Source organism: Pseudomonas sp. AF32 (assembly GCF_022342325.2).
Classification (GTDB): Bacteria; Pseudomonadota; Gammaproteobacteria; order Pseudomonadales; family Pseudomonadaceae; genus Aquipseudomonas; species Aquipseudomonas uvaldensis.
Genome location: NZ_RQJK02000002.1, coordinates 51,572 through 67,515 on the forward strand (window position 1 = coordinate 51,572; position 15,944 = coordinate 67,515).

The 15,944-nt window shown below is 58.6% G+C and carries 11 protein-coding genes, 1 tRNA gene and 1 pseudogene; 11 read left to right on the top strand and 2 right to left on the bottom strand.

The features are described 5' to 3' along the window. The first annotated feature begins 11 nt into the window (after positions 1-11). From dnaG to EGM97_RS02535, 8 genes are all read left to right on the top strand, one after another. Positions 12-1,967: a DNA primase gene (gene dnaG / locus EGM97_RS02500; protein ID WP_238962356.1), complete on the top strand. Its 1,956-nt coding sequence runs from the start codon at positions 12-14 to the stop codon at positions 1,965-1,967. 67 nt (positions 1,968-2,034) lie between these two features. After that, entirely contained in the window at positions 2,035-3,882 is a 1,848-nt protein-coding gene (rpoD, locus tag EGM97_RS02505) for an RNA polymerase sigma factor RpoD (RefSeq protein WP_238962357.1), read from the top strand. Positions 3,883-4,005: 123 nt separating this feature from the next. After that, positions 4,006-7,749: a bifunctional diguanylate cyclase/phosphodiesterase gene (locus EGM97_RS02510; RefSeq protein ID WP_238962358.1), complete on the top strand. Its 3,744-nt coding sequence runs from the start codon at positions 4,006-4,008 to the stop codon at positions 7,747-7,749. A 15-nt stretch (positions 7,750-7,764) separates the two neighbouring features. Beyond that, a tRNA-Ile gene (locus EGM97_RS02515) sits at positions 7,765-7,841 on the top strand. Positions 7,842-8,090: 249 nt separating this feature from the next. After that, a complete protein-coding gene (locus tag EGM97_RS02520) occupies positions 8,091-8,546 on the top strand; it encodes a Panacea domain-containing protein (RefSeq protein WP_477788774.1) in 456 nt (151 codons plus the stop codon). A gap of 6 nt (positions 8,547-8,552) precedes the next feature. After that, positions 8,553-9,002: a hypothetical protein gene (locus EGM97_RS02525; protein ID WP_238962360.1), complete on the top strand. Its 450-nt coding sequence runs from the start codon at positions 8,553-8,555 to the stop codon at positions 9,000-9,002. A 415-nt stretch (positions 9,003-9,417) separates the two neighbouring features. Then, positions 9,418-11,820, top strand: a complete 2,403-nt coding sequence (locus tag EGM97_RS02530) for a DUF308 domain-containing protein (protein WP_275300613.1) — start codon at positions 9,418-9,420, stop codon at positions 11,818-11,820. 34 nt (positions 11,821-11,854) lie between these two features. Further along, entirely contained in the window at positions 11,855-12,316 is a 462-nt protein-coding gene (locus EGM97_RS02535) for an Lrp/AsnC family transcriptional regulator (RefSeq protein ID WP_238962392.1), read from the top strand. Here the strand turns inward: EGM97_RS02535 and EGM97_RS02540 are convergent. Both EGM97_RS02540 and EGM97_RS02545 read right to left on the bottom strand, forming a co-directional pair. After that, on the bottom strand, positions 12,304-12,618 hold the full coding sequence (locus EGM97_RS02540) for an XRE family transcriptional regulator (RefSeq protein WP_238962361.1): 315 nt from the start codon (positions 12,616-12,618) through the stop codon (positions 12,304-12,306). The two genes, EGM97_RS02535 and EGM97_RS02540, sit on opposite strands and share 13 nt — an antisense overlap. Continuing rightward, a complete protein-coding gene (locus EGM97_RS02545; protein WP_238962362.1) occupies positions 12,611-12,976 on the bottom strand; it encodes a type II toxin-antitoxin system RelE/ParE family toxin in 366 nt (121 codons plus the stop codon). The genes EGM97_RS02540 and EGM97_RS02545 overlap by 8 nt, the downstream gene beginning before the upstream one ends. Before the next feature lie 132 nt (positions 12,977-13,108). Between EGM97_RS02545 and EGM97_RS02550 the strand changes: the two are divergent. The 3 genes and pseudogenes from EGM97_RS02550 to EGM97_RS02560 all read left to right on the top strand — a co-directional run. Then, positions 13,109-13,192, top strand: a pseudogene (locus EGM97_RS02550) (AsnC family transcriptional regulator); the annotation flags it as partial. A 218-nt stretch (positions 13,193-13,410) separates the two neighbouring features. After that, positions 13,411-15,093: a flavin monoamine oxidase family protein gene (locus EGM97_RS02555; protein ID WP_053156321.1), complete on the top strand. Its 1,683-nt coding sequence runs from the start codon at positions 13,411-13,413 to the stop codon at positions 15,091-15,093. Positions 15,094-15,118: 25 nt separating this feature from the next. After that, positions 15,119-15,913 (top strand): carbon-nitrogen hydrolase family protein, encoded by a 795-nt coding sequence (locus tag EGM97_RS02560; RefSeq protein WP_238962363.1) that lies wholly within the window; start codon positions 15,119-15,121, stop codon positions 15,911-15,913. The last annotated feature ends 31 nt before the right edge of the window (positions 15,914-15,944 follow it).

Below are 15,944 nucleotides of genomic sequence, written 5' to 3' on the forward strand. Positions count from 1 at the left end.
ACGAGAACGCCATGGCCGGGTTGATTCCCCAGAGCTTTATTGACGACCTCCTGAACCGCACCGACATCGTCGACGTGGTCAGTTCTCGCCTGCAACTGAAGAAAGCCGGCAAGAACTACACGGCCTGCTGCCCATTCCACAAGGAAAAGACTCCATCTTTCAGCGTCAGCCCCGACAAGCAGTTTTACTATTGCTTCGGCTGTGGCGCTGGCGGCAACGCCCTCGGCTTTATCATGGACCACGACAACCTGGAGTTCCCCCAGGCTGTTGAAGAGCTGGCGAAAGCCGCCGGCATGGAAATCCCCCGGGAGGAAAGCGGGCGGACACGCAAACCGCGCCAACCGACCGACTCCCCACTCTATCCCTTGCTGGCCGCGGCGGCCGAGTTTTATCGCCAGGCCCTCAAAAGCCATCCAGCCCGCAAGGCAGCCGTTGACTACCTCAAGGGCCGCGGCCTGACTGGCGAAATAGCCCGAGACTTCGGCCTCGGCTTCGCCCCGCCCGGCTGGGACAACCTGTACAAGCACTTGAGCAGCGATACGCTTCAGCAGCGCGCCATGATCGACGCCGGTCTGCTGATTGAGAATGCCGAGACCGGCAAGCGCTACGACCGCTTCCGCGACCGGGTAATGTTCCCGATCCGTGACACCCGCGGGCGAATCATTGCCTTCGGCGGTCGAGTCTTGGGGGACGACAAACCCAAGTACCTGAACTCACCGGAAACTCCGGTATTCCACAAAGGCCAGGAGCTTTACGGGCTGTACGAGGCGCGCAAGAACAACCGCAACCTCGACGAGATCATCGTCGTCGAAGGCTACATGGACGTTATCGCCCTGGCCCAGCAAGGTCTGCGCAATGCCGTGGCGACCCTGGGCACGGCCACCAGCGAAGAACACATGAAGCGCCTCTTTCGCGTGGTGCCCAGCGTGCTGTTTTGCTTCGACGGCGACCAGGCCGGTCGCAATGCAGCCTGGCGCGCATTGGAGGCGACGTTACCGAGTCTGCAGGATGGCCGCCGGGCGCGCTTTCTATTCCTGCCCGAGGGCGAGGACCCGGACACCCTGGTGCGCTCCGAAGGTACCGATGCGTTCCGTGCGCGGATCAACCAGCACGCGCAACCTCTGGCCGATTATTTTTTCCAGCAGTTGACCGAAGAAGCCGACCCGCGCTCCCTCGAAGGCAAGGCCCACATGGTCACGCTCGCGGCACCACTGATCGACAAGGTGCCCGGCGCCAACCTGCGCACGCTGATGCGCCAGCGCCTGACCGAAATCACCGGACTCAGCAGCGAGGCCGTCAGTCAGATGGCTCACAGCGCCCCGCAGGAAGCCCCACCGGCTTACGACCCAGGTATCGATTACGACGCGATGCCGGATTTCGCCGACTATCATCAACCTCAACAGGACTACGCGCCGCAGCAGGAATGGACGCCGAAAAAAAACGGCGGCGGCAAGAAATGGGACAAGAAACCCTGGGACAAAAACGGCAAGCGCGGCGATCGCGACCAGCCACGTGCCCCACGCGTGCCGGCCGCCGTCGAACCTCCAACACTGGCCGCCCTGCGGACCTTGCTGCATCACCCGCAGTTGGCAGAAAAGGTCGAGAACGCGGGGCACTTCGCTGCCGAGGACCACAGCAATACGCAATTGCTGGTCGCACTCCTCGAAGCCGTGCAGAAGAACCCCCGGCTAAACTCCTTCCAGCTGATCGCACGGTGGCACGGCACCGAGCAGGGACGCCTGTTGAAGGCCCTCGCCGAAAAGGAGTATCTGATTGATGGAGACAACCTTGAACAACAGTTTTTCGACACCATTACTAGCTTGTCCGCCCGCCAACGCGAGCGAAACCTTGAAGAACTTCTGCGAAAAGCACGCCAGAGCGAGCTGACCAGCGAAGAGAAAAACCAATTGCGTGAGCTACTCAGCCGCAATGTTAGCGCATCAAACCCGACCTCAACTGGCGCGTGAGGTCACAGCTCAGGTATAATCCTCGGCTTGTTTTTTGCCCGCCAAGACCTTCAGTGGATAGGGTGTTATGTCCGGAAAAGCGCAACAGCAGTCTCGTATCAAAGAGTTGATCCTATTGGGTCGTGAGCAGGGCTACCTGACTTACGCGGAGGTCAACGACCACCTGCCGGAGGATATTTCAGATCCGGAACAGGTGGAAGACATCATCCGCATGATCAACGACATGGGGATCAACGTATTCGAGGTTGCGCCAGATAAGGATGCCCTTATGCTGGCCGACGCCGATACCGACGAGGCGGCCGCGGAAGAAGCGGCAGCAGCGTTGGCGGCGGTCGAGACCGACATTGGTCGCACCACCGATCCCGTGCGCATGTACATGCGGGAAATGGGGACGGTAGAACTTCTCACGCGTGAAGGCGAAATCGAAATCGCCAAGCGTATTGAAGAAGGCATCCGTGAAGTGATGAGCGCAATCGCGCACTTCCCTGGCACGGTTGACCATATTCTCTCCGAGTACAATCGCGTCACCACCGAAGGTGGTCGTCTGTCCGACGTCCTGAGCGGTTATATCGACCCGGATGACGGCACCACGCCGCCTGCCGCCGAAGTACCGCCGCCTCTGGACACGAAAGCCGACAAGGCTGACGACGACAGCGACGACGAAGACGCAGAGGCCAGCGAAGACGAGGAAGAGGCCGAAAGTGGTCCGGACCCGATCATCGCCGCACAGCGTTTCGGCGCCGTGGCCGAGCAGATGGAAATCACCCGCAAGGCCCTGAAGAAGCACGGGCGTGACAACAAGCAGGCGATTGCCGAACTGTTGGCGCTGGCCGAGCTGTTCATGCCGATCAAGCTGGTGCCCAAGCAGTTCGAAGGCTTGGTCGAGCGCGTTCGCAGCGCCCTGGATCGCCTGCGTCAGCAAGAGCGCGCAATCATGCAGCTGTGTGTTCGCGACGCCCGTATGCCGCGCGCTGATTTCCTGCGTCAGTTCCCTGGCCACGAAGTCGACGAAAGCTGGAGCGATGCACTGGCCAAGGGCAAGACCAAATACGCTGAAGCCATTGCTCGCCTGCAACCGGACATCATTCGTTGCCAGCAGAAACTGAGTGCGCTGGAAACCGAGACCGGCCTGAGCATTGCCGAGATCAAGGACATCAACCGTCGCATGTCGATCGGTGAGGCCAAGGCCCGCCGCGCGAAGAAAGAGATGGTCGAAGCGAACCTGCGTCTGGTGATCTCCATCGCCAAGAAATACACCAACCGTGGTCTGCAATTTCTCGACCTGATCCAGGAAGGCAACATCGGCTTGATGAAAGCGGTGGACAAGTTCGAATACCGTCGTGGCTACAAGTTCTCGACCTACGCCACCTGGTGGATCCGTCAGGCAATCACCCGCTCGATCGCCGATCAGGCACGCACCATCCGTATTCCGGTGCACATGATCGAGACGATCAACAAGCTCAACCGTATTTCCCGGCAGATGCTGCAGGAAATGGGTCGCGAACCGACTCCGGAAGAGCTGGGCGAACGCATGGAAATGCCTGAGGACAAGATCCGCAAGGTATTGAAGATCGCCAAAGAACCGATCTCCATGGAAACGCCAATCGGTGACGACGAAGATTCCCATCTGGGTGACTTCATCGAAGACTCCACCATGCAGTCGCCGATCGATGTCGCCACCGTCGAGAGCCTCAAGGAAGCGACTCGCGAAGTACTTTCCGGCCTCACTGCCCGTGAAGCCAAGGTCTTGCGCATGCGCTTCGGGATCGACATGAACACCGACCACACGCTCGAAGAAGTTGGTAAGCAGTTCGACGTGACCCGTGAGCGGATTCGTCAGATCGAAGCCAAGGCGTTGCGCAAATTGCGCCACCCGACGCGAAGCGAGCACCTGCGCTCCTTCCTCGACGAGTGACCCTTAGAACCCCCGGCCCAGCCGGGGGTTTCTTTATGTGCAGATAAAATCCCCTTCGCGACGCTCCCGCCCTGTTGCCCGTCTACACTCGAAACATCCTCCCAGATTCATGACGAGACCGTGATGCCCAGACTGACGGCCATGCTCTTGCTGTCATTGTTGACCTGGACCGCAACGGCTGGCGCGTTGACGCTCACTGAAGAAGAGCTGCGCTGGCTCAAGGCCCATCCCAACCTGCGCCTGGGCGTCGATGCCTCATGGCCGCCATTCGAATTTCGCGACGATCAGGGCCGTTATCAAGGGCTGGCCGCTGATTACGTCGATGTCATTCGTGAACGGCTGGCTATCACGCTGACCCCCATCGAGCCAGTCAGCTGGACTGCGGTGTTGGAACAGGTGGCCCAGGGCAAGATCGATTTGCTGCCGGGCATCATGTCTACCCCCGAACGCCAAAACTACCTGGCGTTCACGCGACCCTATCTCGACTTCCCGATTGTCATTCTGGCCCACCAAGGCAGAGCCCAACCTCATAATCTCCAGGACCTGTATGGGCTGAAAATCGCTGTCGTAGAGAACTACGCCCCCCATGAGTTGCTGCGCAATCATCATCCTGACCTGAATCTGGTGGCACTACCCAACGTCAGCTCAGCCCTGCAGGCCTTGGCAACCGACCAGGTGGATGCTGTGGTGGGCGACCTGGCATCCTGTGTCTGGAGCTTGCGCCAGCTCAAACTGGAAGGGCTCTACGTCAGTGGCGAAACGCCTTATCGCTATCAGTTGGCAATGGCCGTACCTCGCGACGAAAAGATACTGATCAGTATCCTGGACAAAGTCATCGCGGACATGAGCCCGGCCGAGGTCAGCGAAATCCAGGAAAAGTGGATCGGCAACGTAAGGGATTATCGACAGCTCTGGTCGGATCTGCTGTTCTATGGCGTGCCCGGTTTGTTTATCCTGGTCGGCATCCTGGCGGTGGTGATTCGCATCAATCGTCGCCTCAGTTCAGAGATTGCCCGCCGGGTCGATTTGGAACAGGAGCTGCGCAGCAGCGAATATCACTACCGCGGACTGGTGGAAAGCCTTTCGGCGATTGCCTGGGAAGCCAGGGTCAGCGATTACACTTACAGCTACGTGTCGCCCCATGCCGAAGACTTGCTCGGCTATCCCTTGGCCCATTGGCTGATTCCGGGCTTCTGGCGCAACATCATTCATCCGGCCGACCTGATCCGCGCCCAGACTTATTGCGATCAGGAAATACATGCCGGCCGCGACCATTGTATCGATTACCGGGTGATTACCGCCGATGGCCGCTGCCTGTGGGTACGCGACATTGTCAGCCTGATCCAGCACGGTCATGAGCCCGTGCTCCGCGGGCTGATGATCGACATCAGTGAAGCCAAGCGCACCGAGGAAGCGCTGCGTTTCTCTGAGCAGAAATTCGCATCGGTGTTCCGACAGTGCCCGGACATTCTGGTCATTGCGCGCTTAATGGACGGATGCCTGCTGGAGGTCAATAAGGCCTTTGAGGAACAGATCGGCCTGAGCGCCGAAGACGTCGTGGGCCAGACCGCGACCGAACTGAATATATGGGGCATCCAGGGCGTCGGCCCGAGCCTGCTGCAACGTTTGCAAGCCGGTAGTATCCGCAACCTGGAAATGCCCTTTCGCCGCAGCAACGGTCAGGTGTTCACCGGCCTGATCTCTGCCGAACCCTTCGATCTCGACACGACGCCGGCCCTGGTCGTGGTGGTGCGTGACATCAGCCAGCTCAAGGAAACCCAGCAACAACTGCAGATTTCCGAGGAGAAGTTCGCCAAGGCTTTCCATGCTTCGCCCGACGGACTGCTGCTGTCCCGGCAGAGCGACGGCCTGCTGATCGAGGTAAACGAAGGCTTCAGTCGCATTACCGGCTTCAACAGCGCGCTATCGGTAGATCGCTCTACCCTGGACCTGGGCATCTGGGTCAACCTCAATGAGCGAAAGCATATGCTGGAACTGCTGCAACGGGACGGTTTCGTGAGGGATTTCAGCTGCCATATTCGTCGCAACGACGGCCAGATAAGGTTATGCGAAGTGTCCAGCCGTCCGCTGCCGATCGGCAACGAGAACTGCATGCTGACCATCGCCCGGGACATCACCGAACGTCATCTGATGCAGGAAAAGCTGCAGCAGGCCGCTACCGTGTTCGAAAGCACGGCCGAAGGCGTGCTGATCACCGATACACAGCAACATATCAGTGCCGTGAACCGCGCTTTCACCGAGATCACGGGTTATAGCGAAACCGAGGCTTTGGGCCATACGCCGCGCTTGCTGGCTTCCGGCCTGCATGACAGCGCGTTCTACGCCGCGATGTGGCATCAACTGACGGCGGAAGGACACTGGCAGGGGGAGATTTCCAATCGGCGCAAAAACGGCGAACTGTACCCCAGCTGGCTCACCATCAGCGCCGTGCGCAACCGGGAGCAGCAGATCACCCATTTCGTAGCCGTCTTCGCTGATATCTCCAGCCTCAAGCATGCCCAGGCCAAACTCGACTACCAGGCCCATCACGACCCGCTCACCGGCCTGCCAAATCGCACGCTGTTCGAAAGCCGTTTGCTCAGCGCGCTCAACAGCCAGCAGGAAAACGGTGGCCAGGGCGCGGTGCTGTTTCTCGACCTGGACCGCTTCAAGCACATCAATGACAGCCTCGGGCATCCGGTCGGTGATCTACTGCTCAAAGGCATCGCCGTGCGCCTGCGCGAACAGTTGCGCGACATCGACACCGTAGCGCGCCTGGGCGGCGACGAGTTCATCATCCTGCTTCCTGGGCTGCAACAGCCCAGCGACGCCGAACACATCGCCCAAAAGCTGTTGAACTGCTTCGCCGCCCCCTTCCAGGCCGGCGAGCACGAGTTCTTCATCAGCGCCAGCATCGGCACCAGCCTCTATCCCCAGGACGGCTGCGACGTCGCCACGCTGGTCAAAAACGCCGATGCGGCCATGTACCGCTCCAAGGCCAAGGGTCGCAACCGGGTGGAGAGCTACACTCGCGACCTCACCGCCCAGGCCAGCGAGCGTGTGGCCATGGAGTACGAGCTGCGACGGGCGATCGAGCGTAACGAGCTGTCGCTGTCCTTCCAACCTAAAATCAGCCTCATCGACAACCAACTGGTAGGCGCCGAAGCATTGATTCGCTGGTACCATCCGACCTTTGGCGACGTGCCGCCGGAACACTTCATTCCCCTGGCGGAAGAAAACGGCATGATCCTGCAAATTGGCGATTGGGTCCTCGAACACGCCTGCCGGCAGTTGTGCGAATGGAACAGCACCTACGAAAGCCTCGGCCCGCTCTCCGTCAACCTCGCCGGCGCCCAACTGCGCCAACCCAACCTGCTGGGGCGTATCGAACAACTGCTGCGGGAAAACCGTCTCAAGCCCGGCTTGTTGCAACTGGAAATTACCGAAAACTTCATCATGAGCCAGGCCGAAGAAGCCCTGACGGTCTTGCACCAACTGAAAAAACTGGGCGTACAACTGGCCATCGACGACTTCGGCACCGGCTATTCCTCCCTGAGCTACCTCAAGCGCCTGCCACTGGACATCCTCAAGATCGACCAGTCCTTCGTCCGCGGCCTGCCCGACGATCCCCACGATGTGGCGATCGTACGGGCGATCATCGCCCTGGGCCGCAGCATGCAGTTCTCGATCATCGCCGAAGGCGTCGAAACCCTGGCCCAGCAACAATTTCTGACCGAAGAAGGCTGCGAACAAATCCAGGGCTACATCGTCAGCCTTCCTCTGTGCGCCGAAGAGTTCGCCGCAACGTTTCTGCGTGTGACCGTATCGGATTTTTCGGATAGCACAGCCGAGAAACCGTCGCTATAATCCGCGGCCTACTGAGGGCCTATAGCTCAGTCGGTTAGAGCAGAGGACTCATAATCCTTTGGTCCACGGTTCGAGTCCGTGTGGGCCCACCATACTCAAAGCCGCGCATAGCGCGGCTTTTGTGTTTCTGAGGCTGCGAGGCCGTAACGTTGGTTGAATCGCACCACTGTTCGATAACTCTTCGTTTGAAGTGACAAAATAACTGTATACATGTACAGTACCCTGCGCCGAGGTCCCACTGAAGAGGACTTATCGAGCGCAACCGGGATATATGCACTATATATTCCCCCGTATGGATGCGTGCGAGGTATAGTCGCCCGCAGATGTTCATGGAGGTTTACATGGCTGTGAAACACACCCCTGTCAAAGCCACAGACGTAGCAGCTTTTATCCTTGAAAAAAAAGGAGAAATGACTGCAATGAAGCTACAGAAGCTTGTTTATTACAGCCAAGCTTGGTCCTTGGTTTGGGATGAAGCACCATTGATCCAGGAAAAAATCCAGGCCTGGGCAAATGGCCCTGTCGTTCCGGAACTCTACTTTGCGCACAAAGGAAAATACACGGTTGCTCCTGGGGAAATCGAAGGAACCTCTGCCGTTCTCGATAAGGATCAGCGCGAAACTGTTGAGGCAGTTCTCAGTCACTATGGTGATAAACACTCTCAGTGGCTAAGTGATCTCACGCATGCAGAAGATCCATGGAAGTATGCCCGCAAAGAAGCAGGTCTTCCCGATGGCGCACGTGGAACTGCAGAAATCACCCAAGCAGCGATGGCTGAGTATTACAGTTCACTGTGAGGCTACATGGCTAAGGGAAATGGCAAAAAGATAGCTAAACACAAAGCTTCTCAAACTCCTGACGAAAAACCAGCTAAACAGCCTCATTCCCGGCAAATCCCCGCCGGCGGTATATCTTGGCGATTCAGTCGGGCAGACAAGGGCGGCCCCTTTGCTTGGAGTAGTTTGACGGACGCATCTGATTACAAAGCGGTAATGGAGCGCCTGCACTGCTTTGAAACGATGAGCCTGGAAGAAATAGCAAAGAGCGGCTCCCATGATATCGAGTTGGGCAGGCTTTCAAAAGATGCCCAACAACGCCTCCAAGAAATACAGCAGGATGATATTGACTCCCTCATGTCCTTTCGAGTGACCGGTCCGAAGAGAGTTTTCTGTATACGGGAAAGAGAAGTCATGCGGGTACTTTGGTTTGATCCAGACCATCAAGTCTGTCCCGCGCCTAAAAAACATACCTAACGCTCTATTGCTAGCTCACGGAAAAAGCGAGCACATCCTACGGGATCAGACTCAGCCATGTGATCATGATGGATCGTTCACCGGACATTCCTCCATGTGACCACTACAATGACTGTCGATGCGTCAGTAGGGACCATCTGAGCGGATCCGCTGAGCAAGTCGTTTCACGATAAGAACATAATCCATGTTCTGTATATGTAACAAATGCTATCCGATGTAGTGTATAGCAGACCTGCGGAATATCAGCGCGGATACCCCTACACTCAGATCAATAATCCGACCAAGCCGCGCATTGCGCGGCTTTCGCGTTTCTGCGAGGGTAGCCGCTGCACTTCTTCGGCCTATTGCACCCATCTTCAACGAGACGCCCATCATCGCCAGCCCTACCCCCAGCCTCCCCCGCCTGTTCCTCGACTTGTTCTGGCAGCTCGGCATCCTGCTGGTGCCCGCCTTTTTCGTCACGGTGCTGCCTCCTCCGCTGGCGTTAACAGCGGTGTTGCTCTTTGGCCTGTTAATGTGGCTTGCGGCGCGCCTGGGCTTTTTATCGCTGGCTCGGGGCTGTGCCCGGTTGATGATCGGCGCTGTGTTTGGCCTGGGGTTCAGCCTGGGGAGGGCATTGCCCGAATGGTGGGGCATCCTGATGGCAATTGTCGCCATCATTGGCGGGCTCGCATGTGTCAGCAAATGGGAGCGACGCCTTGGCCTGGTTACGGATCCCGTCAAAGGACCCAGCGCCTGGGGTGGATCCGAGCCGCAACTGACCCCTGAAGGGGAGCCGATCAGGGTGTTCAATCACGGGGAAATCGCAATGGGTGGACCGACCTATTGCGACTATCTGTTCCCCGATGGCGTGCTTCTGCAAGGCCTGGGTTCTTCTGCCGTGTTTTCTGATGACGGACGGTATTTCGCCGCGCCTGTGCCGTCCCGGCAGAGCTGGGGACTGGTGCTGCTCGATCGTCAAAAGCGCCGGGTATACCGCTGCGAAAACAGCGAGTTCTGGGAACTGGATACGCTGGATCTCAACGGGTTGAGCGGCCGCCACAGTCCGCTGGTGGACAACAGCGCACGTCAGGGCCAGCTCGATGAACTGTTACAAACGGCCAACGTCGTCGATCTGGTGGCGGTCGTCGACCTGTGGCTGGAGCCCGGTTGGTATCCAGCGCATGTTCCGCAAACTTTCGAACGGCGCTCTGCGGATGGCCTGCAATGTCTGCGGGGCGAGCTATCGCTGCCCACGACTTTCCGGGACCTGCCCCAGCCGTTGGAGCCGCTGAGTTCACCGCGCTATACGGTCAGTATCAATGAACAGCCGTCCGGCCTGACGATGGCAGCCGATACACCGGTGATATGGAGCACTGACCAGCGCGCCCTGGTGTGTCAGGCCCAGGAGCAGTCCGGTCATCCGAGGGACGACCGCTACTGGTTGTGGCATGTCGACAGCGGCTGGCGTGCCCTTCCCTCTCCCTGGGTGAAAAGCGACGCGGAGCCTTCCTTCTATTGGCACGAATTGTTGAGCCTTGACGAGCAGCACGTGCATATCGCCTCGTACCTCGACTATCCACGACCCAGCAGCGGTCGTTATGGCTACCGCCTCGAAAGCATCCACAGCGACACCGAAATCCAGGCAGGCCATAACGCCGAAGGGCGCATGCAGGTCGCTGAGTTTCAGTTGACCCGCATGAGTATCGCAATGCCCCTCGACAGCCTGGGCCGGCGAGGCGACTCATTCATCGAGACGCAGCCGATGCTGGGCGGTGTCCGTGCTCATCTGGTCTGGCTGGCTGACAGCCATGACGGCCTCGGGGCCTACCGCTGCGAAATCGGCGACTGGAAATTACCGGGACGCTGGTTGCTGGACCATCGCGTCTCCGATTGCGGGCGCTATCTGGCGTTGTTGCCCTTCACGGATTCGATGCCTTTAGCCACACGTGCGGTGGTGGTCGACGTGGAACACCGCCGCCTGTGGGAGGGCCCTGATATGTGGACGGCCCGAGTCCTCGATTTTCGCGATGGCTGCCTGAGCCTGGCCGTCGTTGCCGGCGCGCTCGACGAGGGCCTGGAAAGCAGCGCACTGCAACGCTTCAACATTCCGGCGCCGCCAATCGGCAGCGACCCTGCGTTCTTTCACCCCAACGGACGCTCCCGGCTGTTCTACGACACGGTTGAGCTGCAAGTGACAGACTCACAACTCTACCGCGTTGCTCCCTGGCGCCAAGTGGATCGTCCGCAAGTAGCCAACGCCGACGGCGACTTCATCCAGCCCGCCCCCGATCATCAGGACGCCGCCTGGTTGTTCGGCAGCGAGACTGAATATGCAGACAGTTGGGTACGGCCCGATACGCCGCGACTCGGCGGTTATCTCCTGACGGCATCTGGCTGTGCCTTGAGTGATCTGGCACCCTCGATGGTCTGGTCAGCGGACAGCCGCTACCTCGCCCTGACCCGTATGGCTACGGATGCGACAGAGCTCTGCGGAAACTACCGGGGCTGGCAGCTACTGTTACTCGATGTCCAGGAACACACTTTACGGGTGCACTCCCAATGGCTGGGCAACCGCCCGCTGTTCGAGGGGTTCGATGAAAAGTACGTGCATGTACGCTGTTTCGAGCGAGACTGGGAAGCCGAAGATGATGATGATGATGATGATGATCAGGGTTCGCTGCGCGCGTTCGCCCTGGATCTGTTGCTGAAATTGCCGGCCGAACAACTGATTTGCCAGGACGGTTTCTGGCTCAGGGCTTCGCAAACGCACCTGGCTCCTGCCTGGCGAGCGTTGACGTTACCTTCCGTTGACTATTTCGAGCGGCGGAGCCTGTAACATGCCCGCCACGATGCCTGCGCCGGAGTTCACCTTGGCTGACACCCGCCCTCCCGTCCTTGACGAAATCGACCGCCAATTGATCGCGGCCCTGCAGATAAACGCCCGGGAAAGCGTCGCCATGCTTGCCCGCCAGTTGGGCATCGCCCGTACCACCGTGACCTCGCGCCTGGCACGACTGGAAAAAGCCAAGATTATTACCGGATATGGCGTGCGCCTGGGGCAGCGCGTGATCGATGGTGGTCTGCAGGCCTACGTCGGCATCAAGGTCCAGCCGCGCTCCGGCAAGGACGTGCTGCGCCGGTTGAGCGCCATGGCCCAGGTCCAGCAGTTATGTGCGGTCAGTGGCGAATTCGATTATGTGGCCTGGCTGCGTACCGATTCGCCGGAACAATTGGACCAGTTGCTGGACCAGATCGGTAGCGTGGACGGCGTGGAGAAGACCACCACCTCGATCATTCTCAGCAGCAAGATTGATCGGGGTCAGCCGGTCTGATGGGAAAAGTTCTCGATCCTGACCTGCCCATCCGGAAAAGTGGCGATAATCTCCAGCTCCCCCCCCATGGCACGAATGTAGTTGCGCAACGTGCTGATATACATATCGGTACGACGCTCCATTTTCGAGACCGCTGCCTGGTTGATATGCAGGGTCTTGGCCAAGGCGTCCTGACTCAGTTCCTGCGCCTGTCGCAATTCGTGTAACGGCATTTCTGCACGCAATTTCTGATACAAAGCCTGCGTGCGAGCTTGGGAATCAGGTGAACGGCGCGCCACCAGATCGGCAAACTTCTTAGCCATTATCAAAGCCCTCTCTTTTCAAAACTTTCAAATGCTCGTCATAGAGACGTTCAGCCAAAGGCACATGTTCCTGATACCAACGGTCCTGACCAGTTTTATCCCCACCGAGGAGCAGAATGGCACAGCGACGAGGATCAAACGCGTAAAGCACACGATATGGCCGGCCTGCATGTTGCACCCGTAACTCACGAAGGCAACCATGACGCGAACCTTTTATATCGCTGGTATGAGGAAAACCGAGATGCGGTCCGGTATCGCCAAGCAGCATCACCGAGACCTGCACAGAATCCTGTTCAGATTCACTGAGACGGTTCCACCACACCTCAAATTCGTCGGTGTATTCAACATCCCATTTCATTCAATATGCCATCCAGGATATATAACCTCAAGGGAATAACCTTAGAAGCTACAACGTCTGCCTGGATACCCTGAGCGTACCGGCAATTGTTAAAGGTCTTTTCTGGCAGAGCTCAACCCTCTACGGCAAACCCAGATCGGTAGCGTGGACGGCGCGGAGAAGACCACCACCTCGATCATTCTCAGCGGCAAGATTGATCGGGGTCAGCCGGTCTAGAGATCTGCATTGCACACCCCCCCTGTGGAAGCGAGCAGGCTCGCTCCCACAAGGGCCGAATTCGTCATTTTGAGCGCAGCATTTGTCTAAATGACATATATCCAATCAAAACGACGACACATTGCATCTTATTAACGTGTTTCACGCTCTCTAGAATGACCGGCATCTTTCCTATACTCAGACGCGAGTGCCGCGTCGAGTCGCCATCAAGGTCAGCCATGAACAAGAACAATCGCCACCCCGCAAACGGCAAAAAGCCCATCACCATTTTCGGGCCGGATTTTCCTTTCGCCTTTGATGACTGGATCGAGCATCCGGCGGGCCTGGGCACCATTCCGGCTCATAACCATGGTGCCGAAGTGGCAATTGTCGGCGCCGGGATCGCCGGGCTGGTGGCGGCGTACGAATTGATGAAGCTGGGCCTCAAGCCGGTGGTCTACGAGGCGTCGAAGATGGGCGGACGCCTGCGCTCACAGGCGTTCAATGGTGCCGAAGGCATCGTCGCCGAGTTGGGGGGCATGCGCTTTCCGGTGTCGTCCACGGCGTTCTATCACTACGTTGACAAGCTGGGCCTGGAGACCAAGCCCTTTCCCAACCCGTTGACCCCCGCCTCGGGCAGCACCGTCATCGATCTGGAAGGCCAGACCTACTACGCCGAGAAGATGGCGGATCTGCCGGCCCTGTTCCAGGAAGTGGCGGATGCCTGGGCCGATGCGCTGGAGGACCGCTCGCGCTTCAGCGAGATCCAGCAGGCGATTCGCGACCGCGACGTGCCTCGCCTCAAGGAACTGTGGAATACCCTCGTCCCCCTGTGGGATGACCGCACTTTCTACGATTTTGTCGCCACTTCCAAGGCGTTCGCCAAACTCTCTTTCCAGCACCGCGAAATATTCGGCCAGGTCGGTTTCGGCACCGGCGGATGGGACTCGGACTTTCCCAACTCTATGCTGGAAATTTTCCGTGTGGTGATGACCAATTGCGACGATCATCAACACTTGGTGGTCGGCGGTGTCGAACAGGTGCCCCACGGCATCTGGAAACACGTGCCGGAGCGGTGTGCGCACTGGCCGGAAGGCACCAGCCTGAGTTCGCTGCACCTCGGCGCTCCCCGCAGCGGTGTAAAACGCATCGCACGTGCCGACAATGGCCAGTTCAGCGTGACGGACGTATGGGATAACACACGCGAATATGCCGCCGTTCTGGTCACTTGCCAAAGCTGGCTGCTGACCACCCAGATCGAATGTGAGGAAGCGCTGTTCTCGCAAAAGATGTGGATGGCCCTGGACCGCACCCGCTACATGCAATCGTCCAAGACCTTCGTGATGGTCGACCGGCCGTTCTGGAAAGACAAGGACCCGGAAACCGGTCGCGACCTGATGAGCATGACCCTGACCGACCGCCTGACCCGTGGCACTTACCTGTTCGATAACGGCGATGACAAGCCGGGGGTCATCTGCCTGTCGTACTCGTGGATGAGCGATGCGCTGAAAATGCTGCCGCACCCAGTGGAAAAACGCGTGAAGCTGGCACTGGATGCCCTGAAGAAGATTTACCCCAAGGTGGACATCGCCGCGCGGATCATCGGCGACCCGATCACCGTATCCTGGGAAGCCGACCCGCATTTCCTCGGCGCATTCAAGGGCGCCCTGCCCGGCCACTATCGCTATAACCAACGCATGTACGCGCATTTCATGCAGGACGACATGCCGGCCGAACAACGAGGGATCTTTATCGCGGGCGACGACGTCTCATGGACACCGGCCTGGGTTGAAGGCGCGGTACAGACCTCGCTCAATGCCGTGTGGGGAATCATGAAACACTTCGGCGGTGAAACTCACCCCGAGAACCCGGGTCCAGGTGATGTGTTCCACGAGATCGGTCCGATCGCACTGCCTGAATAAGCGGCCCGAATAAAAGGAGTTGTCGATGCGCGTAGCCCTTTACCAATGCCCACCGCTGCCACTGGATCCGGCTGCCAATCTGCAACGCCTGCACCGGGTGGCGTTGGAGGCCAGGGGCGCCGATGTGCTGGTACTGCCGGAAATGTTCCTGACCGGCTACAACATCGGCGTCGACGCGGTGAATGTATTGGCCGAGGTCTACAACGGCGAATGGGCACAGCAGATCGGCCGCATTGCCAAGGCGGCCGGCCTGGCGATTCTCTATGGCTATCCCGAACGCAGCGAAGACGGGCAGATTTACAATTCGGTGCAACTGATCGATGCCGAGGGGGAACGCCTCGCCAACTATCGCAAAAGTCATCTGTTTGGCGATCTCGACCACGCGATGTTCAGCGCCGGTGATTCGGCGCTGCCGATTGTCGAGCTCAACGGTTGGAAACTTGGATTCCTGATCTGCTACGACCTGGAATTCCCGGAAAACGCCCGGCGCCTGGCCCTGGCCGGTGCCGAGTTGATCCTGGTGCCGACCGCCAACATGCAGCCCTACGAGTTCATCGCCGATGTCACCGTGCGCGCCCGGGCCATCGAGAACCAATGTTTTGTGGCGTACGCCAATTATTGCGGTCATGAAGGTGAGTTGTTGTACTGCGGTCAAAGCAGCATCGCCGCACCGGACGGCAGCCGCCCCGCGCTTGCCGGGCTGGATGAGGCCTTGATCGTGGGCGAGCTGGATAGGCAGTCGATACAGGCCTCCCGCGAGGCCTACAACTACCTGCATGACCGTCGCCCCGAGCTTTATGGCGACTTGCACAAACGTTGACCTTATCCGAGCATGAGCGCTTCTCTGCCCT

What these genes read in the sequence shown, in the direction of transcription:
- EGM97_RS02560 (WP_238962363.1), top strand. Translation starts at nt 15,119, where the DNA reads ATGCGCGTAGCCCTTTACCAATGCCCACCGCTGCCACTGGATCCGGCT.
- dnaG (WP_238962356.1), top strand. Translation starts at nt 12, where the DNA reads ATGGCCGGGTTGATTCCCCAGAGCTTTATTGACGACCTCCTGAACCGC.
- EGM97_RS02510 (WP_238962358.1), top strand. Translation starts at nt 4,006, where the DNA reads ATGCCCAGACTGACGGCCATGCTCTTGCTGTCATTGTTGACCTGGACC.
- EGM97_RS02545 (WP_238962362.1), bottom strand. Translation starts at nt 12,976, where the DNA reads ATGAAATGGGATGTTGAATACACCGACGAATTTGAGGTGTGGTGGAAC.
- EGM97_RS02540 (WP_238962361.1), bottom strand. Translation starts at nt 12,618, where the DNA reads ATGGCTAAGAAGTTTGCCGATCTGGTGGCGCGCCGTTCACCTGATTCC.
- EGM97_RS02555 (WP_053156321.1), top strand. Translation starts at nt 13,411, where the DNA reads ATGAACAAGAACAATCGCCACCCCGCAAACGGCAAAAAGCCCATCACC.
- EGM97_RS02525 (WP_238962360.1), top strand. Translation starts at nt 8,553, where the DNA reads ATGGCTAAGGGAAATGGCAAAAAGATAGCTAAACACAAAGCTTCTCAA.
- rpoD (WP_238962357.1), top strand. Translation starts at nt 2,035, where the DNA reads ATGTCCGGAAAAGCGCAACAGCAGTCTCGTATCAAAGAGTTGATCCTA.
- EGM97_RS02520 (WP_477788774.1), top strand. Translation starts at nt 8,091, where the DNA reads ATGGCTGTGAAACACACCCCTGTCAAAGCCACAGACGTAGCAGCTTTT.